A 23,621-nucleotide genomic window follows, 5' to 3' on the forward strand; every position below is an offset into this window, starting at 1 on the left:
TTTAACAACATGAGAAAAATAGCAGTTTTACCATTAGATGAAAGACCTTGTAACTATCAATTTAATCAATTATTAGTTAAAGGTACACCTTATGAAGTCGTAGCACCTGAATTATCAATTCTAGGTGATAAGAAAATGAAAGGCGATTTAGACAAAATTAATGCTTGGGTAAAAGAAGTAGCTAAAGATGTTGACGGTATGGTTATTGCTGTTGATACATTAGTTTACGGTGGAATTGTTCCATCTCGTTTACACCATGATTCAATTGAAACATTAATTGATCGCTTAAATGTTTTAAAAGAAATTAAAGACACTTATCCAAATATTAAAATTTACGCATATAACTTAATCATGAGAAATCCTAAGTATTCATCAGCAGATGAAGAACCAGATTACTATGAGTATATGGGGAGAGAAATTCACTTATATGGCGTTTATCAACATAAACAGCAATTAGGGATTTTATCTGCTGAAGAAGAAATTCATTTCAATGAAATTAAACAATCAATTAATCAAGAAAATTTATACGATTATATTGTTAGACGTGATAAAAATATTGCAGTGAATTTAGCATTCTTAAAGTTAGTTGAAGAAGGAATTATTGAATTTGGTATTGTTCCACAAGATGATTCATCACCTTATGGGTTAACAGCAACTGACCAAATTAGAGTAAGAAAAGCAATTAAAGATTTAAATATTGAATTAACTTGCTACATGTACCCAGGTGCAGATGAAGTAACAAATGTTTTACTCGCAAGAATGATTAATAACTATGAAAATAAACAACCACTTGTTTATTTACACTATGCATCAATTACTGGTGGTATGCAAATTCCACTTTATGAAGATCGTTTATTAAATGAAACAATTAAATATCAAGTACTTGCAGCTGGCGGAATTTTAGTCTCAAGCATGCAAGAAGCTGAATTAGTGTTACTTGTAAACGTACCTGCAACCGGCATGGTTGAAGCACCAAGACAAAATGAACCAAGATTATCTTATGATGCAGACAGAAACTTAATTGAATATGTTGAGTTTGCTAATTACGCATTAAATAAAGGTAAGAAAGTTATTATTGGGGATGTTGCCTACGGTAATGGTGGAGATTTAAATCTCTTAAAATTATTAAGACAAAAAGGTCTATTAATGAAGATTTCTGCATATGCAGGATGGAATACATCATCAAATACTTTAGGTACATGTATTCCACAAGGTATGTTTGACTTCTTATTCCCAAATAGAAAAGAAAACCTAGATTTCTTAGGCTTACGCTATGTAGAAGACTTTGGTTACTGTTCTGTGGTAAGAAGTAAAGTTTCTAAGACATTAGTTGAACCAAATAATTACTTCTTAATCGATGGTAAACACGGATTAGTAGTAGAACAAATTAAAAATGAATTAAATGCATTCATTGAAAAAGAATTAAATGGTGAATATATCTTTACAATTACAGATATTTATTCTCCATGGAATCGTATGTTTGAGACAGGACTATTAGTGAAGGTAAATGAAAAAAACTGATTTAATTTTAGATGGTGTGCCAGTTACAACATATGAAGTTGAAAACGGCATTCAAAAGCCATTAATTTATTTCTTCCATGGCTTTACAGGCAATAAAGATGCTAATATTATGGGACGTGGGGAAATTCTAGCTAATTTAGGATTCTATGTAGTGGCAATTGATGCTTACATGCATGGACAAAGAATGTCTGAATTAGAAAAGAAAAGATCAAATGTAAGTAAATATGAAGATATTATCGAAATCGTGATGCATACAGCAAATGATGCATCACGATTATTCGATAAATATTTTATGTATGAACCAACCGTAAAACCAGATAGTTATCATGCTTATGGTGTTTCTATGGGAAGTTTAACCTCATTTTATTTAGCAACAATTGATGAAAAATGTAAAACAGTTGTAGGATTAGTTCCTATGCCATCATTTGTTGAATATTATACAGATAAAGCAACCATGTATGGTTTCAATCATGGATTCTTCTATGAAAGAAAATTAGCATATTATGAAAAACATGACCCATTATTAAATTATCCTTTATTAAAGGGTAAAAATATCTTTATGGGATGCGGTATTCATGATGATGTAGTCTTACCTAAGTATGCAACTAAACTTCATGAATTAATGCCAGAGACAACAATTAAGTTCTATGAAACAGGACACGTCTCAACGCCTGAAATGTTACAAGATAGTTTCGATTTTTTAAAAAAAGAGGTTCTCTAACATGGAAATGATTCACGTTAAGAAATTTCATATTGATGGTATCCCAGTATCCATTTATGAATTAGAAAATGATGCGATTAAACCAGTTATTTTTTCGTTTCATGGTTTTACTGGATATAAAGATGGCGATTACTTTAAAAGAGAAGATGAATTAGCAAGAAGAGGATTTATCGTTGTTGGTTTAGATACGATATTACACGGTGAACGTCGTATTAATCTATATGAAACACTAAGTGAATCAACGAAATGGAAAGACTTCAATCATTTCATTATTCAATCTGCAAAAGATGCAGTTGAAATTTATGAAAAATATATTAAATTTATGCCTCGTGTGAAACCTAATGCACTTTATAGTATGGGGGTTTCAATGGGTGGAGCAATTAGTATTTATTTATCAACAATTTATCCATTAAAACGAGCAGTATCAATCGTTGGTACACCTTCAATGGTTGAGTTTTACAAATATTTGAAAGATAAGTTAAATTGGGAAGAAGATAATTATTACTTTAAAAACTTAGTTTATCTAGAAAAATATGATCCAGTAATCAATCAATCAAAAATCAATGGCAAATTATTCTTAACGGGTGGAGCATCTGATGATGTGATTCCAGTTAAGTTTGTAACAATGTTGGAAAATCATCCGCAAGTTACGACAAAAGTTTATCAAACTGCTCATATGCCAAACCAACAACAGTTTGATGAAGCATACGAATTTTTATTAGAAGAGGAAAAAAAGCATGAATAGAAATTATGATGCAGTAGTAATTGGTGGTTCTTTAGGTGGAATTATGGCTGCATATGCTCTAAGTAAAGAAGGAATTAAGACTTTACTCGTTGAGCAATACCATTGGATTGGTGGTCAATTGACAAGTCAAGGTGTTCCAAGTGATGAACACAACTATATTGAATTTACTGGCGCAACAAAAACATATCGTAAATTTAGAGAAGATATTAGAAGTTATTACAGAAATCACCCAGATATTATTGATGAATTAAAGACAAAAGAAATCTTTAACCCAGGTAATGGATGGGTATCTAAAAATTCTAGTGATCCAAGAGTATCACTTAAGTTTTTAGAAGAATTATTAAATCCATTTATTGAATCAGGTATCTTAACTTTAATGACAGACACAAAATTAATTGGTGCTGAAGCAAGTGAAGATACTGTTTATAATGTTTTATTAAAAAATGACACAGAAGAATTCATCGTAGAAGCTAAATATTTCTTAGATGCGACTGATACAGGGGAATTGTTACCATTAACAAATACGGCATATGTAACAGGTGCAGAGTCATTTGATGAAACAAATGAACCGCATGCAGCAAAAGAAAAAGACCCATATGACATGCAACCAATTACTTGGACTGCAGCTGTTGGATATGATGAAAACAACACAATTGTTATGGAAAAACCAGCATTATATGATTACTTCAAATCATATATCATGCCATTTAATGAATCAATCTTAAGTTGGTATGCAGCAGGTTTAGACCAAGGTTCAAAACGCGAATTCTCTATGTTTGCGGAAGGTCCTTATGAAAACACACCAGATATGTTTAAATATCGTCAAGTGATTGAAAAGAATCATTTCAAACGTGGTGTAAATGCCTCTGTTATGCTAATTAACTGGCCACAAAACGATTATATTCTAGGTAATATTTTTGATGATGAAAATGCCCTTTATCATCAATATAAAGCAAAACAATTAACATTATCATTAGTATATTGGTTATACAGTGAAGCACGTCGTGATGATGGTAAAGGTTTTGGTTATAAAGAAATCTTCTTAGTTCCTGAAGTATTAGGTACTAAAGATGGTTTAGCAATGGCTCCTTATATTAGAGAGTCTCGCCGTATTAAAGCACTTTATACAATTAAAGAGCAAGATATTAACAAACGCTATGCGAAAAAGGCACCTGATTTCAGAGATTCAGTAGGTATTGGTCATTATCATATCGATTTACATATGACAACCAAGACAAAAACATATTTCTTTGATGAAACATATCCGTTCCAAATTCCACTTGGCGCATTAATTCCTCTAAAAACTAAGAATTTAATTGCATCATGTAAAAATATTGGAACAACGCACGTTACAAATGGTTGTTACCGTCTACATCCAGTAGAATGGAATATTGGTGAAAGTGCTGGATATTTAGTGGCATATTGTTTAAAGAACAACGTAACGCCTAAAGAAGTTTATGAAAATGATACTTTATTAAAAGATTATCAAAACTTACTTGAAGCATCAGGTATTCTATTAAAATGGCCAGAAAGTGTATTAGGTGAATTTGAAGAATGAGCACACATTTAAAGAAAGATTTAAATAAAATCGTAGTCCCTACCTTGGATAGTCACTACGCATCTTTAGAAGATTTTAAAGATGTAAAAGTATATGAAGGAAAATTTGAAGAAAAAGTTCTTCCTAAAGCACCAAATTGTTTTTTAGGTGCTTGGTATCACAAAGTATACTCAACTAAAGATCAGTGGATTGGTATTGAAGGAACCATTCGTTTAGGAGAATTTATTCCAGATGATAAACGCTTTGGCCATGATAACCGTACATTCTGGCAACGTCACTTAGATAGCCCTTCAATTTATATGGGAGGACATTCTTTATCTGAATCTGATGCTGGATTAGGTTGGATGGTAGGATATGAAACAACAGATACTTCTGAAGCCTTAAACTATGGCAGCAAGAAAGTTGCTTATCGTCCGTTCTATCGTTATATCTACTCAGAAGCAATTGATAGAGAAGGTAATGTACATCGTAATAACGTAAACTCTTGGAATGTTTCAGATCCTAGACGCTTTGAATTCTATTATTTTCCAGGGGATTTAATTAGAATGAGTGTTTATAGCCCAGTTCAAAATTACCTTCAATTAAAGATTGAAGTATTAGAACCAACACAAATTGAAAAATACAAGAAGCAACGTGAAGCATTTAACTTAAAGAACAATATGCCTCAAACATATTACTCTCCACTATTCTATAGTGAAGGTCATGGTATGTTAGATGCTGAATTTAAGCGTGTTAACTCAATTGACCAATATGGTAATGAAGGTTCAAATGTTAAATTAACTGATGCAAAAGTAACAGAAGCAACTTGGGAATCAGTTTATTTATACAGAAGAATCAATGGTGAAGTTGTTAAGGTTCCTTTCACATTAGAAAGACAAACACGTATGACTTGTCCAAATAAAGAATCATTCACATTAAAAGCAACAGAAGAACAAAAGAAAAACGGTGGGGAATCAATTACGATTCATCCTACAGCGTACTAAAAAAGGGGTTTATTTTATGAGCTTTTTAGATATTATTAAAGATAAATTAATCGTAAGTTGTCAAGCACTCGAAAATGAACCACTTCATGGTTCTCACATCATGAGAAAAATGGCGAAAGCTGCTCAAGAAGGTGGCGCTGTAGCAATTAGAGCAAACAGTTACGATGATATTGTCGCAATTAAAGAAGAAACAAATTTACCAGTTATTGGTTTAATTAAAAAAGATTATGAAGGATATGATGTTTATATCACTCCAACAGTTGATGAAATTAATACATTAATCAAATCAGGTTGTGAAGTGATTGCAATGGATGCGACAAACCGTCCTTATCCAGACAACGTATCTTTAAAAGATAAAGTTGACTTAATTCATAAAGCAGGATTACTTGCAATGGCTGATATCTCAACTTATGAAGAAGCTATTTATGCAGCAGAAATTGGTTTTGATATTGTATCTACAACATTATCTGGATATACACCATATTCTAAAAAGTTAGTTGGACCAGATGTTGAATTAGTTGCTAGATTAGTTAAAGATTTAAAAATTCCAGTGATTGCAGAAGGAAGAATTAATACAATCGAAGATTTATTAATGATTAAAGAACAAAAACCTTTCTCAGTTGTTGTAGGTAGTGCAATTACAAGACCTCAATTAATCGCTAAAAGATTCGTTGACGCATACAATAATAAATAATGATTAAATTGAAATGATTTTAAAAAAGTCATTTCTTTTTTTATCTTTGATAAAATATATTTGAGTAAAGATTTCGATTTATCAAAAAAATATATACCAAAATCAAACATAATACCTTTTTTTATCTATGATAAGCAAAAAATGGGATTATTTTGATATAATAAATTGAATGAGGTTTGAAATATGATTAATGAAATTAAAATACAAATAAAAAGTTTATTAGAACAAGAATTAAATACAACAGGTGCTGTTGTAGAAACCCCAAAAAGAGGAGATGCTGATTTAGCAGTTCCTTTATTTGGCTTTGTGAAATCACTAGGATTAAGTATTACTGAAGTTGCTGATAAAGCATTAGCAATCTTAAGCAAACATCCATTATTTGACCATGGAGTTTTTGTAGGTGGTTTTTTAAATATCTATTTAAAGAGAACTGATTTAGCTTATCACATTTTAAGTGAAATCAATGAGAAAAATGGTTCTTATGGAACAAAAGAAGCCAATGGAAAAACAGTTTTAATTGACTATTCATCACCAAATATTGCAAAAAGTTTCTCAGTAGGTCATTTACGTTCAACAGTTATTGGTAATTCTTTAAAGTTAATTTACCAAAAGAACGGATATAATGTTGTAGGTATTAATCACTTAGGTGACTGGGGTACTCAATTTGGTAAGATGATTGTTGCTTATAAAAAGTGGGGTAACAAAGAAATCTTAGAAAAAAATCCAATTGCTGAATTACAAAAATTATATGTGAAATTCCATGATGAAGAAGCAAATGATCCAACACTTGAACAACAAGGTCGTGATGCATTCTTAAAATTAGAACAAAATGATCCAGAATACACTCAATTATGGCAATACTTCCGTGATGAATCTTTAAAAGAATTCATGGATATGTATGATTTATTAGGTGTTACATTTGATTCATTCAATGGTGAGGCATTCTATAACGATAAAATGGATCGTGTAGTTGTTGAATTAGAAGAAAAAGGCTTATTAAAAGAAGACCAAGGTGCTTTAGTTGTTCATGTTGGTGAAAATCAACCACCTGTATTAATTAAACGTACAGATGGTGCAACACTTTATGCAACAAGAGACTTAGCTGCTTTATTATATAGAAAAGACACTTACAACTTTGATAAAGTATTATATGTTGTAGGTAATGAACAAAAACTACATTTTGATTCATTAAAGAAAGTTACAGACTTAATGGGGTATAACTTCGATATTGTCCATGTAAACTTTGGATTAGTTTTACAAGATGGTAAGAAGATGTCTACACGTAGTGGCAAATTCACTAAGTTAATGGATGTTATTGACCAAGCTGTTAGTGATGCAAAAAATGCGATCGAACAAAAGAATCCGGAATTAAAGAATAAAGATGAAGTTGCTAAAGCCGTTGGGGTTGGTGCTGTTATCTTTAATGACTTAAAGAATGAAAGACATTTAGATATCGACTTTAACTTGGAAAACATGGTTAAATTTGAAGGTCAAACTGGTCCATACTTACAATATTCAATTGTAAGAATTTATTCAATCTTAAGACAAACTCAATTTGATTTAACAAAAGTTAATAAAGAACTTTATAAAGAAGATGTTTATTTCAATCTAATTAAAGTATTAGATCAATTCCCGCAAACAATTGAAAGAGCATGTCAAGAAAATACGCCGTCAACAATTGCTAGATACTTATTACAACTATCACAAGAATTCAATTCATTCTATGCAAAAGTGAAAGTTAATGTAGAAGATGAGGTCATCAGAAATACAAACTTATTACTAGTACGCTCAATCTTAAATGTTTTAGTGGAAGGTTTAAGACTGTTAGGAATTAAACATCTAGAAGAGATGTAATCCATGCAAGAACAGCAATCAAATAAAAAAATATGGCTAAATATTGTCATGGTTGTCGTAATAATCCTTGCGGGTCTTACGATTATTGGCAGTCTCCATGATTTTGAACTTGTATTAGAAAAATTAAAAACCATGAAACTACCCTATTACTTAGGTGCTTTAGGTCTGAGTTTAGTCGGATTAGTTTTAATTACATTATCAAACTTGATTGTTCAACGAGCAATCAATAAAGATTTACCAATGAAAACAGGATTTTTCATTCAATCAGTAGAACCTTTCTTTAATGGGATAACACCATTTTCAAGTGGAGCACAACCATTCCAAGTTTATTTTTATAGAAAACATCATCTAAAACCAGAACAAGCAACTTCAATCGTATTAGTTGTATCAATTCTTTATCAAATTGCCTGTGTTGCCTTATCACTGGTGGGATTAATTCTTTTCTTTAATCAAATTACAAGTTCTCTTGGATTAAGTTTTATTTTCTTAATGATTGGAATATTTATTAATGCCTTTGTGTTAGTATTACTTTTCTTAATGGCATATGTAAAAGGCTTTAAAAACTTAATTTATAAGTTATTGATGCTATTATCGAAAATTAAATTCCTAAAAAAGAAAATGGAACAATTAATGGAAAAATCTGATAAATTTGTTCATAACTTCCAAAAAGGTGTGAAATTCTTATTTACCAAAAAACGCGTTTTTATTGGTAGTTTATCAACGAAATTTGCAGCATTATTTATTACTTATTTAACAACGATTTTAATTGCAAAAGCACTAGGTGCTACATTAACTACATCAGAAAATTTCTATTTAGTTTTCACAAGCTTATTAGCTGCAACATCGATGTTCTTTGTCCCATTACCAGGAGCAAGTGGTGGAACAGAAGCTATTTTTGCAGGTATGATTGGTGCAATGTTTGAATCACCTGAAATTGCGATTTCACTCATGATTTTATGGAGAGTTGCCACCTATTACTTTGGTATGTTGTATGGATTTGTTTCTTATTTAATATTACAGAAAATGAAGGTTAAAGAAGTATGAATATAGGTATTTTTACAGATGCTTATAAACCTCAGATCTCAGGTGTTGTCACAAGTATTGTCACACTCAAGGAAGGATTAGAAGCATTAGGTCATACAGTTTATATCATTACGCCAAGTGCGCCACGTCAAATGTTTGAAGATGATCATAATGTGATTAGACTTCGTGGTTTAACTGTGCCTTTTAAAGATTTAAAAGACTATAAAGTCGTTCCGCTTGTTAAAAGATATTTACCGATGATTAAAGGATTAAATTTAGATGTAATTCACATTCATACAGAATTCACAGTAGGTTTATTAGGTATGAGTGCTGGTAAACACTTAAAAGTTCCAATGGTATATACTTTACATACAAGTTATCAAGACTATACACATTATATTTCTAAATTCATGTCAGAACATATGCCTGACTTTGCTAAATATTTAGCTAGATTAATTAACAATCACTTCACTAAGTATAGTGATATGACGATTGTTCCAACTAAAAAGATCTATGATAAAATGATTCGCTTAGAACATGCAGGACGTTTTACGATTATTCCTTCTGGAATTGACTTAAAGCCATTCTACAAAGAGAATCATAAAACAGAGGATGTAGAATCGTTAAAAGCTTCTTTAGGTATTAAACCGGATGAGTTTGTAGCGATCGTTGTGGCTAGAATTGCGAAAGAAAAATCACTTCCAGATTTAGTAGATGCATTCTCTAAGTTTAATAAAAAATATCCTAAGTCTAAATTTATTATGATTGGCGATGGTCCATTTAAAGTAAACTTAGATAAGCATATTGAAGCATTAGCTGCTGGACATTCCATCAAAACACTAGGTTTTGTTAAACATGAAGAAGTTGCTAAGTATTATCAAATTGCTGATGTATTTTTAAATGCATCAACAACAGAAACACAAGGCTTAACTTATGTTGAAGCATTAGCTGCAGGACTTCCGATTATTGTTCGTTATGATGAGGTCTTTGACTCATTTGTAGAAAATAACGTCAATGGTATTTTCTTTAATAAAACAGAAGAATTATATGAAATCCTATGTAGGGTTCAAGAAGATCTTTCAATTTTAGAAACATTAAAGAAAAATGCGAAAGATTCAGTTATCAATTACTCAAAAGAACAATACGCATTAAATGCAGAAAACTTATATAAAGAATTAATTGCTGAAAATAAAATCAAATTAGAATTGAAAAAATAAAATAAAAAGTTTATAATTTATTTGGCTATTAAGCCAAATAATATGGGCGATTGGCGAAATCGGTAGACGCAACGGACTCAAAATCCGTCGGGAAACCATGTCGGTTCGAGTCCGACATCGCCCACCAAGGTGACATTAGAAAAAAGCACTTAATGTGCTTTTTATTATTTAGGACGGATTTATATGGATATACTCTTAACTTTAGATAAAAAGAATTATAAAGATGATTTAGAAGAAATTAAAAGATGCGCTGTACGAGCTCTTTATTGATAATAAATTACTTATGGTAGAAAATGATCATCATGAAATTAAGTTTCCTGGTGGTGGAATTTTTGAAAATGAAGATGAAATAGATACTTTAGTTAGAGAAGTTAAAGAAGAAACGGGTTATTTGGTTAAGGTTGATACTATTAGACCATTTGGAATTGTAGAAGAAAAAAGATTATCAGAAAAAGAAAATAAAATTTGGCATCAAACAAATATATATTTTATCTGTGAAGTCTATAGGAATAAGGAAGAAAGTAATTTCACAGAAGAAGAATTAGAACTTAATTTTAGAGAAATCATCATTCATGTTGATGAAGCAATTAGACGTAATGAAATCTATATTCATTCAAACACAATTAATAAAAGAGAGTACGAAGTATTAAAATTAATTAAAGAGAAGTTTAATTTATAGGAAAGATGAAATTAATAGTGAAATTGATTATCAAGAAATTTGGTATCCAAGTTTAACTAAAGACACTATTTTATTTATGATATTTTTCTTGATTATTTTAAATTCATATATAATTAATCTTAAATCAAAAAAAGAACTTCATAGTGATTCAATAAGTTTATTTTTAGGTATGAAAGAAAAACATTTGATAAATCAAAAAATACTTCAGCATGGCATAGACTATTTAATTATTTTAACAGCGACTTATATCATCAATTGGATTATTATTACAATTGTCAACTTAAATCTTTTAAATAGATTTAACTTTATTTTTAATATCTTAAGAAATAATATTTATATTTACTTAGTTCCAATTGGTTTAGTTGTTTTACTAGATATATTTAGTTATATTCAAGTAATATTAAAAGTAGAAAGAATTAAGATTTTGAAAAATTTAAGTTAAAATAATCGATTTAGATGAAGATTCTGATTTATTCAGGTCTTTTTCTAACATATATATTCAATCAAAAAGATATATAATGAAACTAAAAGGGGGATGTATTATGAAAATATGGATAAAGTTAATCATTGTCATACCTTTACTTATTATTGGTGCAATTTTTGTGTTTCCAAGCAAACTATATGTATCTTTTAAAGGCGAGAGATACTATGAAAATGAATATGGATATAAAAGTGATTCGGATCGTCAAATTACAGTTGAAATGATAGAAGAACGAATAATGATTAAAATTGCTGGTGATATCAATGTTATAACCATTATTCACGAAGAAAATGGACTTATCTATAGAATAAGTGATGGTACGACGTCAAAAGAATTTAGCGAATCAGATAATTTAACAGATGAACCTTTAGCTCCTTATGTTGAATTAGGCAAAGATATTTATTTGATGACTAATTTTTTTAATGAAGACTTTACACCGGCTTTTTATATAATGTTTAGTATTTTATTAGTTCTTGGTGTAGTTTTAAATCATTTTTCAGTTAAAAAACAAAAGACAAAAGTAGAGCCATTTAAGCTTTTAGGTCAGATTGTATCATTCTTCTTAATTGTTTTTAGTTTATTCGTTATTATGTTGTTAGTTTTAGTTTAAAGCATCATTAATAAAAATTAACTTCTAGTTGAAATTTTAATCAATATAATTTACAAAAAGTAAAGTAAAAGAAACTAAATGTATAATATACTTGACATTTGGTTTTTTTATTGTATGATTATATTGAGGTGCAAAATGAAAATATTTAAAATTATATTAATTAATTTATTAGTCTCAACCTTTGTAATTTTATCTTTACTATTTGGGAATACTGATAATGAATATTTTAGTTATGCTTTAGGAGTAATCTTTGGTATTTGGGCAGTTGTGATTTATAAAACATTTATTATCATTAAAAATCCAAATCAAGCAAAGAAAGTATATGATGAAAGACAGTTGTTAAGTAGAGGGAAGTGTTATGAAATTTCATTTTTCACGCTTGGTGGCACACTTTTATTAGATGGCTTTATTCGTATGATGTTTAATTTCCATTGGTCAAATTATATCGTTGGCGTAATAAGTGCGATATTTATTAGTGTTTCTGTGTTTTCAGCGCTTGCGATCAAAAAGGATGCATATGAAGGGATTAATTCAAATCGAAGTCAACTAATCATTGTCTTATTAGTCATGGGATTATTCAACTTAGTAATTGCCGTAATGAGTATAATTAACGGCGAATTCATTGAAGGAAATATGGTAACAAGTTACTTCTTAAGTTTATTAGCGGGTGTGATGTCACTTGTGATTGCAGGATTTACAATGTATAAAAAATTTAAAGAAGGTCAAGAGCATGAAGAATCTTAAGTTGAAAGCTGCAAGAGCTGCACTAGATTATTCACAAGCAGACCTAGCAGAAATGGTTGGTGTTTCAAGACAGACCATTAATCAGATTGAAAGTGGAGAATATAATCCTACGATTAATTTATGTATTGCAATATGTAAAGTATTAAATAAAACATTAGATGAACTATTTTGGGAGGGTAATGATGGAAGAGATTCTAGTAGTTAACGGTTTGAATAAAACATTCAAACTATCAAAGAAACAACAAAAAATTGATAAAACTGATAATCCAGTTAAAGTGGCAGTAAAAGATTTATCTTTTAAAGCATATAAGGGTGAGATTTATGGATTACTTGGACCGAATGGCGCAGGTAAAACCACAACTTTACGTATGATTTCTACACTGATTAAACCTGATAGTGGCGATGCATTAGTTGATGGCGTTAGTATCAATGATGATCCAGATTTAGTAAGAAGTAAAATTGGTTTCTTAACTAGCGAATTAAAATTAGAAGATTTCTTTACACCAAACTATTTATATGATTTCTTCTCAAATTTACATCAAGTAGATAAAGAAGTTGCACAAAAGAGAAAAGAAGAAGTATTTAAAAAATTCGGTATTGATAAATTTGCTGAAGTTAAAGTTGGAGATTTATCAACTGGTATGAAACAAAAGATTTCATTAGTAATTTCAGTTGTGCATAATCCAAATATTATTATTTTTGATGAACCAACTAATGGTTTAGATATTATTACAGCTAAAACAGTTACAGACTTTTTAGTAGATTTAAAAAATGAAGGTAAATCTATTATTCTATCAACACATATTTTCTCATTAGTAGAAAAACTATGTGATCGTGTTGGTATTATTATTGATGGAAAGATGGTCTTAGAAGGTAACTTTAGTGAAATCACTAAAGATATGACAATCGAAGAAAGATTCTTTGAACTCTATGACAAGAAAGGTGAAGCATAATGAAGACAATAGGAATCATTATTAAAAAAGAACTTAGAAGATTCTTTACAGATAAAAGAATGCTTATCAGTTTAATACTTCCTGGTATTTTAATCTTTGTTATTTATAACTTTATGGGTTCTGCATTCCAAAACACATTTAAGCCAAATACGGAATATGTTGTCTACATTGAAAATGAGCCAGTAGAGTTAAAAGGTTTATTAGAGATTGATGGTCTGACATTTAAAATAAATGAAGAAGAGTTAACACAAGAAGAGATTTTAGAACGAATTAAAAATAAAGAAATTGATGCGTATATCTTCTATGAAGAAGATTTTTACAACAAGATGATTGCTTATAATCCTAGTTTAGGAACTAAAGCTCCAAATATTGAAATTTATTATAATTCATCAAATCAAGATTCTCAAAATTTTTACGCAATTTATACTTCAGGATTAGAAACTTTTGAAACAACAATTTCAAACAAGTTTGATATCAATAATTCTGAAACAAAATATGATTTAGCAACTGATGAAGATATGTCAGTGATGATCATTAGCATGATGTTACCATTCCTATTAATGACATTCTTATTCACGGGTGCAATGGGTATCTGTACAGAATCAATTGCTGGTGAAAAAGAACGTGGAACAATTGCTACTTTATTAATTACACCTGCGAAACGTCATGAATTAGCTTTAGGTAAGATTATTGCCTTAGGTATTACATCACTAACATCAGCACTTGCATCATTCATCGGTTTAATGGCATCTTTACCTGCACTTTTAGGTGATGGAATTACCTTAAGTGTCTATGGTTTTGGCACATTGGCATTAGTATTATTAGTGATTATGTTTACTGTATTATTCTTCACAACAGCATTATCTATTATTTCTGCATTTGCAAAAACTGTAAAAGAAGCATCTTCTTTAGCGGTTCCATTAATGATGCTTGTGATGCTTGTTGGAGTAACAGGATTTATGAATACATCAGTTACATCAAATTCGCTTTTATACTTATTACCAATCTACAACTCAATTCAATGCTTCAGCGGTTTATTAAGTTTAACGATTAATCCATTAAACTTATTATTAACGATTATTTCAAATGGCGTGATGATTGGCATTGGTGTGTTTGTATTAGCTAAGATGTTTAACAGCGAAAAGATTATGTTTAATAAATAGTCGTAAAAATGAGTTTATCTAGCATTAGATAAACTTTTTTTATTGGACTATTCATTGTATAATGAATTTAGAAGTAACTTTGGGGGATAACTATGGACAAAATAATATATTTTTTTACTGGTATAAAAAATATTGAAAAGTTTGATTATAAAATTTTCTTTTCTAAATCTTTTACGAATAGAAATAAAAAGGAAATCATCTATTTTGATAATTTACCGATACCTTATTTATGGACAAGAGTTTTCTTGTTTATGTTAGGTTTATCCTTAGTGTCTTTTTTAAATACAATTTATGTTGGAGTTTATGCTTTTCCTTGGTTAACACTCATAGCAGCAAGTGTTATTCCGATGACATTTACAGTATTTTTCTATGAAATTATGAAAGATAAAATTATTGGCATTGGTAAAGCAATTATTATCTTTTTTATCGCAACAACCTTATCTTTATTTATAGTTGGACAAATTAATTTTGGTGTAAGTGATTTTGTTGATACTGTTATGATTGCCCCACTCATCGAAGAATTTGCGAAAATGTTTACGATTTATATCGTTATTAAAAATGTTAAAGCCAAAAAGGTAAGCCAAGGTGTTTTTATCGGATTTTTAGTTGGTGCAGGTTTCCAAATTGCAGAAACAATGGGCTATGCAACTATCTGGGGAATCAATGGCTTGATTAGAAGCCAGTCAATTGATTATACGGTTTTATTTAGAAGATCAGCACATGCATTTATGTCACATGCTTTATTTGGTGCTCTACATGGTATGGGCATCATATTAAGTATAAGATTAAAAAATAATGTTTGGATTAAAATATCATTATTAGCATTAGTTAGTCATATGGCATGGAATTTTGTAGCGGTTATGATGTTACCATCATTCTTTGAAGAATCACTTTTCATTTTGATTGATTTATTATTTATTCCATGTTTCTTTATGTTATTAAATGTTTCACTGTATGATGATAAGTCTGTAATTATTGAAGACGTTATGATTAACTAAATGATCTTAATATAAAAAAAACTTATATATACCTATAAAATCATTATTTGAATTTATATAAAATTAAGCATATAATTTAGGAAGAAAGAGGTTAGATGAGCATGAAATTACGAAATTATGTTAAACACAAGTACAAAATATTTATTGGGGTTAGCTTTAAAATCATTGAAGCAGTGATTGAAATTCTATTACCGATTGGTATGAGTTTAATGATTGATAATGGTATTTTAAAAAATGATAAAAACTATATATTAATTGCATCACTTATGCTTATTGGATTAATTATTGTTGCCTTTATTTCAAGTATAACCGCACAATATTATGCTTATGACATCTCTGAAAACTATGTAAAAGAGTTAAGGGTTGATATGTATAAGAAAATTTCTAAATTTTCTCCAACTCAATATAATGAGTTTACACAATCAAGCTTAGCCAATCGCTTAACATTAGATGCTTATCAAAGTGGAAATGCAATTTCAATGAGTATTAGAACAGCCTCTCGTGCACCATTCTTAGTCATTGGTTCATTAATTGCTATTTACACCATTCATCCGCAATTTGCATTAATTTTATTAATATCTGCAGGTATTTTATTACCATTATTAGTTATTTTCTTAAGACAATCAATGAAGAACTATAAAGAAGTTCAACGTAAGAATGATGATTTAACAAAAGTAGTTAAGAGTAATTTAACAGGGATGCGTATCATCAGAGCATTTAGAGGGGAACAAAAAGAAACAACAAAGTTTAAAGTGAAAAATAAAGATATTACAAAGACGATGAATAAACTCAATTTATTCCAGTTATTAACAGGTCCTACAACAACTATCTTTATGTATACTACTTTAGTCATTATTTTATTTATGGCTATTCCAATTGCAAACTCAGGGGAGTTTTCAATTTCAAGATTAGCTAGTATTGTAACTTATACAACACAATTAACAGTCGCTTTAGTTTCTGTTATGAATTTAGTTATGATTTATACAAGAAGTATTTCATCTAATATTCGTATTAGAGAATTATTAAACATGGAAATTTATGAAGAAACTGAAGACAAATTCTTATTACCTGAATCAATTGATTCCATTGAGTTTGAAAATATTAGTTACACTTATCCAAGAAGAAGTAAACCTTCAGTTAAAAACATTAACCTAGACCTTAAAAAAGGCGAAATTATAGGATTAACTGGTAAAACGGGGTCTGGTAAATCAACAATCATGCAAATGCTAGCAGGTTACTATAGTCCACAGGATGGAACAATCCTAATTAATGGTATTCCATACAATAATTTCAAGTTATCTGATTTAAGAAGAAAAATTGGATATGTATCTCAACGTGCAGAATTCTTAAAAGGAACAATTTATGAAAATATTGTGATGGGTAACTATAAAATTACAGAAGAAAGAGTGATTGAAGCTTTAAAAAAGGCAGAAGCCTATGACTTTGTTATGAAAAAACCAAATGGTATTTATAGTTTAGTTGAAGAAAAAGGAACAAACTTCTCAGGGGGACAACGTCAACGCTTAAGTTTAGCTAGAGCGTTTGCGAATAACTATGAAGTCTTAATTTTAGATGACTCATTTAGTGCCCTTGATTTCTTAACGGAATCAATGATTAGAAATAGAATTTTAACAGACTTTAAAGATAAAATCTTAGTTTTAATTAGTGTTAGAAAATCTACTTTACTAGCAGCAAATAGAATATATGTCATCGATAAAGGTGAAATAGAAGCAGAAGGTAATAATGAATTATTACTTCATACATCACCATTATATGGACAACTAGTGGAGGATTAAGATGAGAAATTATTTAAAATTAATTAAATTAACAAAGGGGAAAAATCATCACCTTTATATTGGAATCATCTTTGCCTTATTTGCTAGTATATGTATGCTTGTTGCGCCACTATACTTAAGAACAATTCTTAATAATATCTTGGTTCATGATGTCAAAATAGATTTATACATTGTATTATCACTTTATATATTAGGTGGTATACTCACTTGGTTAAGTTCAGTATTCGCAACTAAATATGCAGTTTATACAATGGAATTCTTGCGTGATAAACTTACAGAAAAAGTATTTAATGTGCCAATTGGATTTTTAGATAAAACACCTTTTGGTAGTATCATCAATAACTATACAACAGATGTAGAAATCATTTATGATGGAACTTCCCACCTTTTTAGCCAGGCCTTTATGAGCATCTTCATGATGGTTGGCTCATTAGGATTAATGATCTATTTAAATGTTTATTTAGCTATCATGGTGACGGTTTTATCGCTACTTATTTTATTTGTAACTAAAAAATTAAATAAACTAAGTGAAAAGCATTACTTTAACTTACAAAAGAACAATGCAGAGTTAAATGGCCTTACAAATGAGTTTATTAGTGAACACAAACTCATTTATTCATATAACTATGAAGAAATAGCTTTAAAACGATTTGAAGAAAAAGCAACTGAATTAAAAGATTCAAGTAAACGTGCAAATGTTATATCTGCTTTATCAAATCCAACCACACGTTTCATTAATAATATTATCTTTATCTTAATTGGTTTTATTGTTGGTTATGTCTTTACGGATAATTTTGAAATTGGTTTACTTACAAGTTTTATTGCATATAGCCAATCATTCTCTAAGCCTATAAATGATTTAACAAACCTTTCATCAATCTTAATGGCAAGTACGAAATGTATGGATAGAGTATTTGATTTATTAGATGAAAAGAATGAAATTGATCTACATGAATTTGATAAAGAAGATATCTTTAAAAAAGGAAATATCTCAATTAATCACTTATACTTTGCATATGATAAGCGTTATCCATTAATTGAAGATTTAAGTTTAGAAATTAAGCGTGGCGATAAAATCGCGATTGTTGGTCCTACTGGAGCAGGTAAGTCAACATTAATTAATCTTCTTTTAAGATTTTATGATGCAAGAGAAGGTAACATCATGATTGATAATAAAAATATTGACCATGTAAGTAAACGCGCTTTACGTGAAAGTATTGGCCTTGTGTTACAAGAACCATGGTTATTTGAAGGTACGATTTATGAAAACATCACTTATGGTAAAGAAGATGCAACGATGGAAGATGTTATCTATGCTTCTAAATTAGCCGGTGCAGATGAATTTATTCAAACGTTAAAAGATGGTTATCAAGCAAAAGTATTAGAAGATGGTCGTAACCTATCTATTGGTCAACGTCAGTTAATCACAATTGCAAGAGCACTTATTTTAGATTCAACAATTTTAATTTTAGATGAAGCAACTTCAAATGTAGATAGATTAATGGAAAGAGAACTGCAAAAGACATTCAAACACATCATTAAAAACAAGACAAGTTTCTTTATTGCCCACCGCTTATCTAATGTTGTTGATTCAACCGCAATTATTGTGATGGATAAAGGAAAAATCGTTGAAATCGGAAATCATGAAGCTTTAATGAATAAAAAAGGTTTTTATTATAACTTATTTCAAAGCCAATTTACAGTGTAATTGACATGCTAGCTTATGCTGGCATGTTTTTTTATCACATACTTAAGTTTTTAAAATGCATCTTTAAAATAAAATAAAAAAAATAGGCATATAATTTTTAGGTGTAAAGTAAGGTGATAAAATGTTTCAAAAGATTACAACCTCAGAATTAGAAAAGTTAATGCAACTAGGCAATATTAAAATTATTGATGTAAGAGAAAAAGATGAAGTTGATAGTGGCCATATTGAAGGTATCATTCATATTCCATTAGGAGAATTAACGAGTCATTTAAATAAACTTAAGAAAAATCAAGTTTACTATATTATTTGTAGAACAGGCAACCGTAGTCACATTGCAGCTGAAATATTAACAGAATTAGGTTATAAAGTTGTCAATATTCTTGGTGGTATGAGTTGTTATAACGGTGAACTTGCATAAAAAAAGCAGAAATTAATCTGCTTTTTCTTTTAGTGATTCACAATATTTTTTAAATGATTGTAAGATTGCATTCCAACCTTGTTTTTGGAATTCTTCTGGATACTCATCTTCAGGATCAAATGATAAGAATACATGTGTACCACTGCCCATGATTTTAAATAAAACATCAACTTCTCTACCATCATCAAGTACATATTTTAAAATAAATGGTTTTTGAATTTCAGTATATTTACCTGTAAAATCAAATCCTGCTGAACCATCTTTAGCTTCCATACGATAACTAAAGGTTCCTCCGACCTTTAAATGATTAACTGCATGTGGTGAATGCCAATCAGATGAGGCTTGGTTCCATTTCACTATATGTTTAGGATCATTATAATAATCCCACACTTTTAAAATATCTTCATTGATATGTGCATCAATTGAAATTTTCATATCTTTCTCCCCTTTAGCCTTATCATATTTCAACAAGTCAAAATATACAACCAAATTGCATTTTAGGACACATTGATAGATCGATGATTTAGTGGTAGAATGAAATCAAAGAGACGAGGTGGACATAAATATGTTTAAAAATATTGAAAAGAGTCAAGTGTTAAAGTTAGCAAATGAAATTAATTATCAAGAAGGTTCAGTCATTTCTAAATCAATTGTTCAAAATAAATTTGTAACAGTGACATTATTCGCATTTGATAAGGGTGAAGGTTTGTCAATGCATAAGTCAAAAGGGGATGCGTTTGTAACAGTTTTAGATGGAACTGTAAAAGTAACCATTGATGATAAAGCATACATGTTAACTATAGGGGATTCAATCATCATGCCTGCTAATATTATGCATGGTTTAGAAGCAGTTGAAAAGTTTAAGATGCAATTAACAATTGTTTTTCCAACTGAATAAAAAATAATGGCACAGTTAATTACTGTGCCTTTTTTATACGGTTTTCTAAATATTCTTTAATAAAAACTTCATATTGAATGTTAAAGTCTTCCTCAATCATTTGATAATAGTTTTTTTGTTTAGCTTCATTGTCTTCAGCATTTAAAACGCAGTAGCATCGATAAAGCATCATTTCATATTGTTCAAATTTATTTAGATAATAGTAAGCAAGTGCTGAAAAATAATAGAAGTCTTGAAGTAAATAAGTATATCTTAAGTAGTTACAGTATTCAATTCCCTTTTTACAAAATTTTATAACATCTTCAAATTTTCCTTGTGTACCATAATAATCAGACACATAATATAAACATAATAGAATTAATCGATCGTTGTGACCACTCACGATCGTTTTTTGTTTGTTTAAGAAATTTTCTAATAATTTAATAACTTTATCTTTTTCTCTAAATGGTTCAGTTGGTAAAAGTGATGTTAGAAGAATAACCTCAGTTGAAGATAAAATAGATTTTTCAAAAAGTGAATCATAATGAATTAATATTTTTATTTCATCTATAAAATTTTCTGGACTGATATTTTCTAGATAGTAATCCATTAATAATTTTGAAAACTTAAACATAATAAGATTATTTTGTTCAATGATAAAGTTTTCATCAATATCACGGATGATTAAGTTAGCTGCTTGAAAATCTTTGTTTACAACTAAATTATGTAGTGTATTCATCTTTTTTGTTTCAGCGAGTTTAACATTTTCAAATTCTAATAAAACATGTTCAGGTTTGAATCCTAAACGCGTAGAAAGTTTATTAAAGACAATTTGAGGCATTTGGTATTCTCCACGAATATATCTTCTAAATTGTCTAATAGAGACAATCTCGTGTGTCAAATCCTCAAGTGTCATCTTTCTTGAGACACGGAGCATATCGAAATAATGTGCAAGTTCTTTTGAGTAAATATCTGATTCCATAATAAAACTCCTTGTTGTTTGAATAGGACAGTTTTGCCCTGTTTGAAAATGCCCTTTAAAACTAAAATCTTACACGCAACGGGGGGATTTAAGTTGAAAAAGGGAATAAGTAAGATTGGGCTTTTGTTCTTGATTGGAGTACCTATGTCATTGATAGGGTTTAATCAGTTAAAACATCCTGAGATTATCATTGATGAAAGTCAAATGAACATAGATGACTTAGGGTTTGGATCAAAGGGTAAGCACCCTGAGATCGTCGAGGTAACTGTTAGTATTGATGTTAAAGATGATTTAACAGTTGATGTATAACGTTACAACGATACTATTTTAGCACTGATTAGTTGAAATAAATTTTCAGGCTGAAAAATTATTACTTTGCTAATTAATTTTAAAAAAATTAGTTAGAGGTAGCTGGTTTGTTTGTGGGGAATAAGCCAGCTACACTTTAGTGTGGTGTGGGACGTGGGGGTCTGTAGCATCTGAGAAAGAAAATAGAACTTAAAACAGGTGATTTTTAAGTTCAAGAAGGAGAAGTATATGGTACATAAAATACATATACTTTTTTCTTTTTATATAACTTTATACTTTTAAAAAAATGATTAATTTTCTTAGTATTTGTTGAGTATTTTTAAGATAAAAATGATATGATTTATTATGGTCAATTTATTTGCAAAGGATGATGAGAGATGAATGAAACCGTTGATCAAAAAAGTAAGAAAAGCGCAGAAGTAAAGAGTTTTTTATATAAATCACTTAATGCGATGACATTTGGTATTTTTGGTACGATTGTTGTCGGCGCGATTATTCAAACTTTAGGTGTTGTAACAGGAATTGCAGCACTTGGCAGGTTATCTGCAATTCTTACAAGTTTACTTGGGATGGGGATTGGATTAAGTATTGGATTAGCACTTAAAGTAGATGGCTTAAAGTTAGTTATGCTATCTGTTGCTGGTGGTATTGCAACACAATTTGGTGTTGATTTTAGTATGGAAGGTTGGTTGAATCCAACAAAAGTGCCAAATAACCCAGTAACTGCGTATTTAGTTGTTGTCGCAGTATATTTTGTTATAAAGTACGTATTTAGAAAGAAAACTGCGTATGATTTATTCTTTATTCCGTTAGTCACATCGTTATCAGCTTTATTTGCCGTGTATTTATTCTCATGGCCAATTGATAAATTAATGGAAGCAATTTATGCAACAATTAAGTTCTTTATGACTTCAGAGCCATATTTAACTTCAGCATTTGTTGGATTAATCTTTGGTATTTTATTAACTTTACCGTTTATTTCAAGTGCAGGAGTTGCTATTGCAGTATTTACAGTACCATTTAAAGCGAATGATCCAATTGCGATTATTGCAATGTGTGCTGCAGTTGTTGGATGTACTGCACAAATGGTTGGATTTGCAATTCAATCAACAAGAAAAAATGATATTGGAACAATTTTTACAATTGGTGTAGCAAGTTCAATGTTCCAATTTAAAAATGTTATGAAAAAACTTATTACTTGGGTTCCAACATTAATTGCTTCATTTGTGTTACCACCATTATGCTATTTATTATTTGGTGGTTATGGTTGGTTTATTAATGGAATTCCAGCAGGACACAGTTTTACAGCAGCATGGCCAGGAATGGGTTCAAGTGGTATTGTTGGTCAACTTCAAGTATTAACAATTGGTAACTTTAGCGTAGAAGCTTGGTTATTCGTTGCTGCACAAGTGTTATTACCTGCAGTTTTAGTATTTGGATTAGATACATTGTTTATCAAATTAAAATGGTACGAGTCAACTGATTTGATTTTAGATGCCTCATTGTAAAATAAATCCCTTATTTAGGGATTTGTTTTTCTAATCAAATGGATATAAATCCATTAATGGTACAATAAAAATAGGTGAG

At 29.7% G+C, this 23,621-nt stretch carries 25 protein-coding genes and 1 tRNA gene; 24 read left to right on the plus strand and 2 right to left on the minus strand.

Features of this window, described 5'->3' with window-relative positions:
• Positions 1–9: 9 nt before the first annotated feature.
• From EXC59_RS01060 to EXC59_RS01160, 21 genes are all read left to right on the plus strand, one after another.
• Positions 10–1,521: a DUF4127 family protein gene (locus EXC59_RS01060; RefSeq protein WP_162163991.1), complete on the plus strand. Its 1,512-nt coding sequence runs from the start codon at positions 10–12 to the stop codon at positions 1,519–1,521.
• Positions 1,508–2,242 (plus strand): alpha/beta hydrolase family protein, encoded by a 735-nt coding sequence (locus EXC59_RS01065; RefSeq protein ID WP_035369074.1) that lies wholly within the window; start codon positions 1,508–1,510, stop codon positions 2,240–2,242. Before EXC59_RS01060 ends, EXC59_RS01065 begins: the two co-directional genes overlap by 14 nt.
• A gap of 1 nt (position 2,243) precedes the next feature.
• Positions 2,244–2,987: an alpha/beta hydrolase family protein gene (locus tag EXC59_RS01070; RefSeq protein ID WP_035369076.1), complete on the plus strand. Its 744-nt coding sequence runs from the start codon at positions 2,244–2,246 to the stop codon at positions 2,985–2,987.
• A complete protein-coding gene (locus EXC59_RS01075; RefSeq protein WP_162163992.1) occupies positions 2,980–4,545 on the plus strand; it encodes an FAD-dependent oxidoreductase in 1,566 nt (521 codons plus the stop codon). The genes EXC59_RS01070 and EXC59_RS01075 overlap by 8 nt, the downstream gene beginning before the upstream one ends.
• Positions 4,542–5,528, plus strand: a complete 987-nt coding sequence (locus tag EXC59_RS01080) for a hypothetical protein (protein WP_035369080.1) — start codon at positions 4,542–4,544, stop codon at positions 5,526–5,528. The genes EXC59_RS01075 and EXC59_RS01080 overlap by 4 nt, the downstream gene beginning before the upstream one ends.
• A gap of 16 nt (positions 5,529–5,544) precedes the next feature.
• Positions 5,545–6,222, plus strand: coding sequence for an N-acetylmannosamine-6-phosphate 2-epimerase (locus EXC59_RS01085; protein WP_035369081.1), 678 nt, complete (start codon positions 5,545–5,547; stop codon positions 6,220–6,222).
• A 183-nt stretch (positions 6,223–6,405) separates the two neighbouring features.
• On the plus strand, positions 6,406–8,076 hold the full coding sequence (argS, locus tag EXC59_RS01090) for an arginine--tRNA ligase (protein WP_035369083.1): 1,671 nt from the start codon (positions 6,406–6,408) through the stop codon (positions 8,074–8,076).
• A gap of 3 nt (positions 8,077–8,079) precedes the next feature.
• Entirely contained in the window at positions 8,080–9,120 is a 1,041-nt protein-coding gene (locus EXC59_RS01095; protein WP_162163993.1) for a lysylphosphatidylglycerol synthase transmembrane domain-containing protein, read from the plus strand.
• On the plus strand, positions 9,117–10,316 hold the full coding sequence (gene mgs, locus EXC59_RS01100; RefSeq protein ID WP_035369085.1) for an alpha-monoglucosyldiacylglycerol synthase: 1,200 nt from the start codon (positions 9,117–9,119) through the stop codon (positions 10,314–10,316). The genes EXC59_RS01095 and mgs overlap by 4 nt, the downstream gene beginning before the upstream one ends.
• Before the next feature lie 44 nt (positions 10,317–10,360).
• Positions 10,361–10,443, plus strand: a tRNA-Leu gene (locus EXC59_RS01105).
• Positions 10,444–10,599: 156 nt separating this feature from the next.
• On the plus strand, positions 10,600–10,995 hold the full coding sequence (locus tag EXC59_RS01110; protein WP_035369087.1) for an NUDIX hydrolase: 396 nt from the start codon (positions 10,600–10,602) through the stop codon (positions 10,993–10,995).
• An 88-nt stretch (positions 10,996–11,083) separates the two neighbouring features.
• On the plus strand, positions 11,084–11,437 hold the full coding sequence (locus tag EXC59_RS01115; protein ID WP_035369089.1) for a hypothetical protein: 354 nt from the start codon (positions 11,084–11,086) through the stop codon (positions 11,435–11,437).
• 100 nt (positions 11,438–11,537) lie between these two features.
• Positions 11,538–12,086 carry a hypothetical protein gene (locus EXC59_RS01120; RefSeq protein WP_035369090.1) on the plus strand — a complete coding sequence of 183 codons (549 nt, stop codon included), beginning with the start codon at positions 11,538–11,540 and terminating at the stop codon, positions 12,084–12,086.
• A 135-nt stretch (positions 12,087–12,221) separates the two neighbouring features.
• Positions 12,222–12,830 (plus strand): hypothetical protein, encoded by a 609-nt coding sequence (locus tag EXC59_RS01125; protein ID WP_035369091.1) that lies wholly within the window; start codon positions 12,222–12,224, stop codon positions 12,828–12,830.
• Complete coding sequence (locus tag EXC59_RS01130) at positions 12,817–13,035, plus strand: helix-turn-helix transcriptional regulator (RefSeq protein ID WP_035369094.1); 219 nt, start codon at positions 12,817–12,819, stop codon at positions 13,033–13,035. Before EXC59_RS01125 ends, EXC59_RS01130 begins: the two co-directional genes overlap by 14 nt.
• Positions 13,013–13,783, plus strand: a complete 771-nt coding sequence (locus EXC59_RS01135) for an ABC transporter ATP-binding protein (RefSeq protein WP_035369095.1) — start codon at positions 13,013–13,015, stop codon at positions 13,781–13,783. The genes EXC59_RS01130 and EXC59_RS01135 overlap by 23 nt, the downstream gene beginning before the upstream one ends.
• A complete protein-coding gene (locus EXC59_RS01140; protein WP_051659007.1) occupies positions 13,783–14,946 on the plus strand; it encodes an ABC transporter permease in 1,164 nt (387 codons plus the stop codon). Before EXC59_RS01135 ends, EXC59_RS01140 begins: the two co-directional genes overlap by 1 nt.
• A 92-nt stretch (positions 14,947–15,038) precedes the next feature.
• The gene (locus EXC59_RS01145) at positions 15,039–15,944 is read left to right on the plus strand and encodes a PrsW family glutamic-type intramembrane protease (protein ID WP_035369097.1); all 906 of its coding nucleotides are present in this window, start codon (positions 15,039–15,041) and stop codon (positions 15,942–15,944) included.
• Positions 15,945–16,045: 101 nt separating this feature from the next.
• Entirely contained in the window at positions 16,046–17,740 is a 1,695-nt protein-coding gene (locus tag EXC59_RS01150) for an ABC transporter ATP-binding protein (RefSeq protein WP_035369098.1), read from the plus strand.
• Position 17,741: 1 nt separating this feature from the next.
• Complete coding sequence (locus EXC59_RS01155; protein ID WP_051659008.1) at positions 17,742–19,448, plus strand: ABC transporter ATP-binding protein; 1,707 nt, start codon at positions 17,742–17,744, stop codon at positions 19,446–19,448.
• Between the two features lie 121 nt (positions 19,449–19,569).
• Positions 19,570–19,866, plus strand: coding sequence for a rhodanese-like domain-containing protein (locus EXC59_RS01160; RefSeq protein ID WP_035369099.1), 297 nt, complete (start codon positions 19,570–19,572; stop codon positions 19,864–19,866).
• A 12-nt stretch (positions 19,867–19,878) separates the two neighbouring features.
• Here the strand turns inward: EXC59_RS01160 and EXC59_RS01165 are convergent, their stop codons facing one another.
• Positions 19,879–20,301 (minus strand): SRPBCC domain-containing protein, encoded by a 423-nt coding sequence (locus tag EXC59_RS01165; protein ID WP_035369101.1) that lies wholly within the window; start codon positions 20,299–20,301, stop codon positions 19,879–19,881.
• Between the two features lie 130 nt (positions 20,302–20,431).
• Between EXC59_RS01165 and EXC59_RS01170 the strand changes: the two genes are divergently transcribed.
• Positions 20,432–20,764, plus strand: a complete 333-nt coding sequence (locus tag EXC59_RS01170; protein WP_035369102.1) for a cupin domain-containing protein — start codon at positions 20,432–20,434, stop codon at positions 20,762–20,764.
• A 19-nt stretch (positions 20,765–20,783) separates the two neighbouring features.
• On the opposite strand, the gene EXC59_RS01175 is transcribed toward EXC59_RS01170, so the two are convergent.
• Positions 20,784–21,725 (minus strand): hypothetical protein, encoded by a 942-nt coding sequence (locus EXC59_RS01175; protein ID WP_035369104.1) that lies wholly within the window; start codon positions 21,723–21,725, stop codon positions 20,784–20,786.
• A 93-nt stretch (positions 21,726–21,818) separates the two neighbouring features.
• Between EXC59_RS01175 and EXC59_RS01180 the strand changes: the two genes are divergently transcribed.
• The gene (locus EXC59_RS01180) at positions 21,819–22,034 is read left to right on the plus strand and encodes a hypothetical protein (RefSeq protein ID WP_035369105.1); all 216 of its coding nucleotides are present in this window, start codon (positions 21,819–21,821) and stop codon (positions 22,032–22,034) included.
• A gap of 377 nt (positions 22,035–22,411) precedes the next feature.
• Positions 22,412–23,542 carry a PTS sugar transporter subunit IIC gene (locus tag EXC59_RS01185; protein WP_035369108.1) on the plus strand — a complete coding sequence of 377 codons (1,131 nt, stop codon included), beginning with the start codon at positions 22,412–22,414 and terminating at the stop codon, positions 23,540–23,542.
• Positions 23,543–23,621: the final 79 nt, after the last annotated feature.

Source organism: Acholeplasma hippikon (genome assembly GCF_900660755.1).
GTDB lineage: Bacteria > Bacillota_I > Bacilli_A > Acholeplasmatales > Acholeplasmataceae > Acholeplasma > Acholeplasma hippikon.

What these genes read in the sequence shown, in the direction of transcription:
- EXC59_RS01060 (WP_162163991.1), top strand. Translation starts at nt 10, where the DNA reads ATGAGAAAAATAGCAGTTTTACCATTAGATGAAAGACCTTGTAACTAT.
- EXC59_RS01065 (WP_035369074.1), top strand. Translation starts at nt 1,508, where the DNA reads ATGAAAAAAACTGATTTAATTTTAGATGGTGTGCCAGTTACAACATAT.
- EXC59_RS01070 (WP_035369076.1), top strand. Translation starts at nt 2,244, where the DNA reads ATGGAAATGATTCACGTTAAGAAATTTCATATTGATGGTATCCCAGTA.
- EXC59_RS01075 (WP_162163992.1), top strand. Translation starts at nt 2,980, where the DNA reads ATGAATAGAAATTATGATGCAGTAGTAATTGGTGGTTCTTTAGGTGGA.
- EXC59_RS01080 (WP_035369080.1), top strand. Translation starts at nt 4,542, where the DNA reads ATGAGCACACATTTAAAGAAAGATTTAAATAAAATCGTAGTCCCTACC.
- EXC59_RS01085 (WP_035369081.1), top strand. Translation starts at nt 5,545, where the DNA reads ATGAGCTTTTTAGATATTATTAAAGATAAATTAATCGTAAGTTGTCAA.
- argS (WP_035369083.1), top strand. Translation starts at nt 6,406, where the DNA reads ATGATTAATGAAATTAAAATACAAATAAAAAGTTTATTAGAACAAGAA.
- EXC59_RS01095 (WP_162163993.1), top strand. Translation starts at nt 8,080, where the DNA reads ATGCAAGAACAGCAATCAAATAAAAAAATATGGCTAAATATTGTCATG.
- mgs (WP_035369085.1), top strand. Translation starts at nt 9,117, where the DNA reads ATGAATATAGGTATTTTTACAGATGCTTATAAACCTCAGATCTCAGGT.
- EXC59_RS01110 (WP_035369087.1), top strand. Translation starts at nt 10,600, where the DNA reads ATGGTAGAAAATGATCATCATGAAATTAAGTTTCCTGGTGGTGGAATT.
- EXC59_RS01120 (WP_035369090.1), top strand. Translation starts at nt 11,538, where the DNA reads ATGAAAATATGGATAAAGTTAATCATTGTCATACCTTTACTTATTATT.
- EXC59_RS01125 (WP_035369091.1), top strand. Translation starts at nt 12,222, where the DNA reads ATGAAAATATTTAAAATTATATTAATTAATTTATTAGTCTCAACCTTT.
- EXC59_RS01130 (WP_035369094.1), top strand. Translation starts at nt 12,817, where the DNA reads ATGAAGAATCTTAAGTTGAAAGCTGCAAGAGCTGCACTAGATTATTCA.
- EXC59_RS01135 (WP_035369095.1), top strand. Translation starts at nt 13,013, where the DNA reads ATGGAAGAGATTCTAGTAGTTAACGGTTTGAATAAAACATTCAAACTA.
- EXC59_RS01140 (WP_051659007.1), top strand. Translation starts at nt 13,783, where the DNA reads ATGAAGACAATAGGAATCATTATTAAAAAAGAACTTAGAAGATTCTTT.
- EXC59_RS01145 (WP_035369097.1), top strand. Translation starts at nt 15,039, where the DNA reads ATGGACAAAATAATATATTTTTTTACTGGTATAAAAAATATTGAAAAG.
- EXC59_RS01150 (WP_035369098.1), top strand. Translation starts at nt 16,046, where the DNA reads ATGAAATTACGAAATTATGTTAAACACAAGTACAAAATATTTATTGGG.
- EXC59_RS01155 (WP_051659008.1), top strand. Translation starts at nt 17,742, where the DNA reads ATGAGAAATTATTTAAAATTAATTAAATTAACAAAGGGGAAAAATCAT.
- EXC59_RS01160 (WP_035369099.1), top strand. Translation starts at nt 19,570, where the DNA reads ATGTTTCAAAAGATTACAACCTCAGAATTAGAAAAGTTAATGCAACTA.
- EXC59_RS01165 (WP_035369101.1), bottom strand. Translation starts at nt 20,301, where the DNA reads ATGAAAATTTCAATTGATGCACATATCAATGAAGATATTTTAAAAGTG.
- EXC59_RS01170 (WP_035369102.1), top strand. Translation starts at nt 20,432, where the DNA reads ATGTTTAAAAATATTGAAAAGAGTCAAGTGTTAAAGTTAGCAAATGAA.
- EXC59_RS01175 (WP_035369104.1), bottom strand. Translation starts at nt 21,725, where the DNA reads ATGGAATCAGATATTTACTCAAAAGAACTTGCACATTATTTCGATATG.
- EXC59_RS01185 (WP_035369108.1), top strand. Translation starts at nt 22,412, where the DNA reads ATGAATGAAACCGTTGATCAAAAAAGTAAGAAAAGCGCAGAAGTAAAG.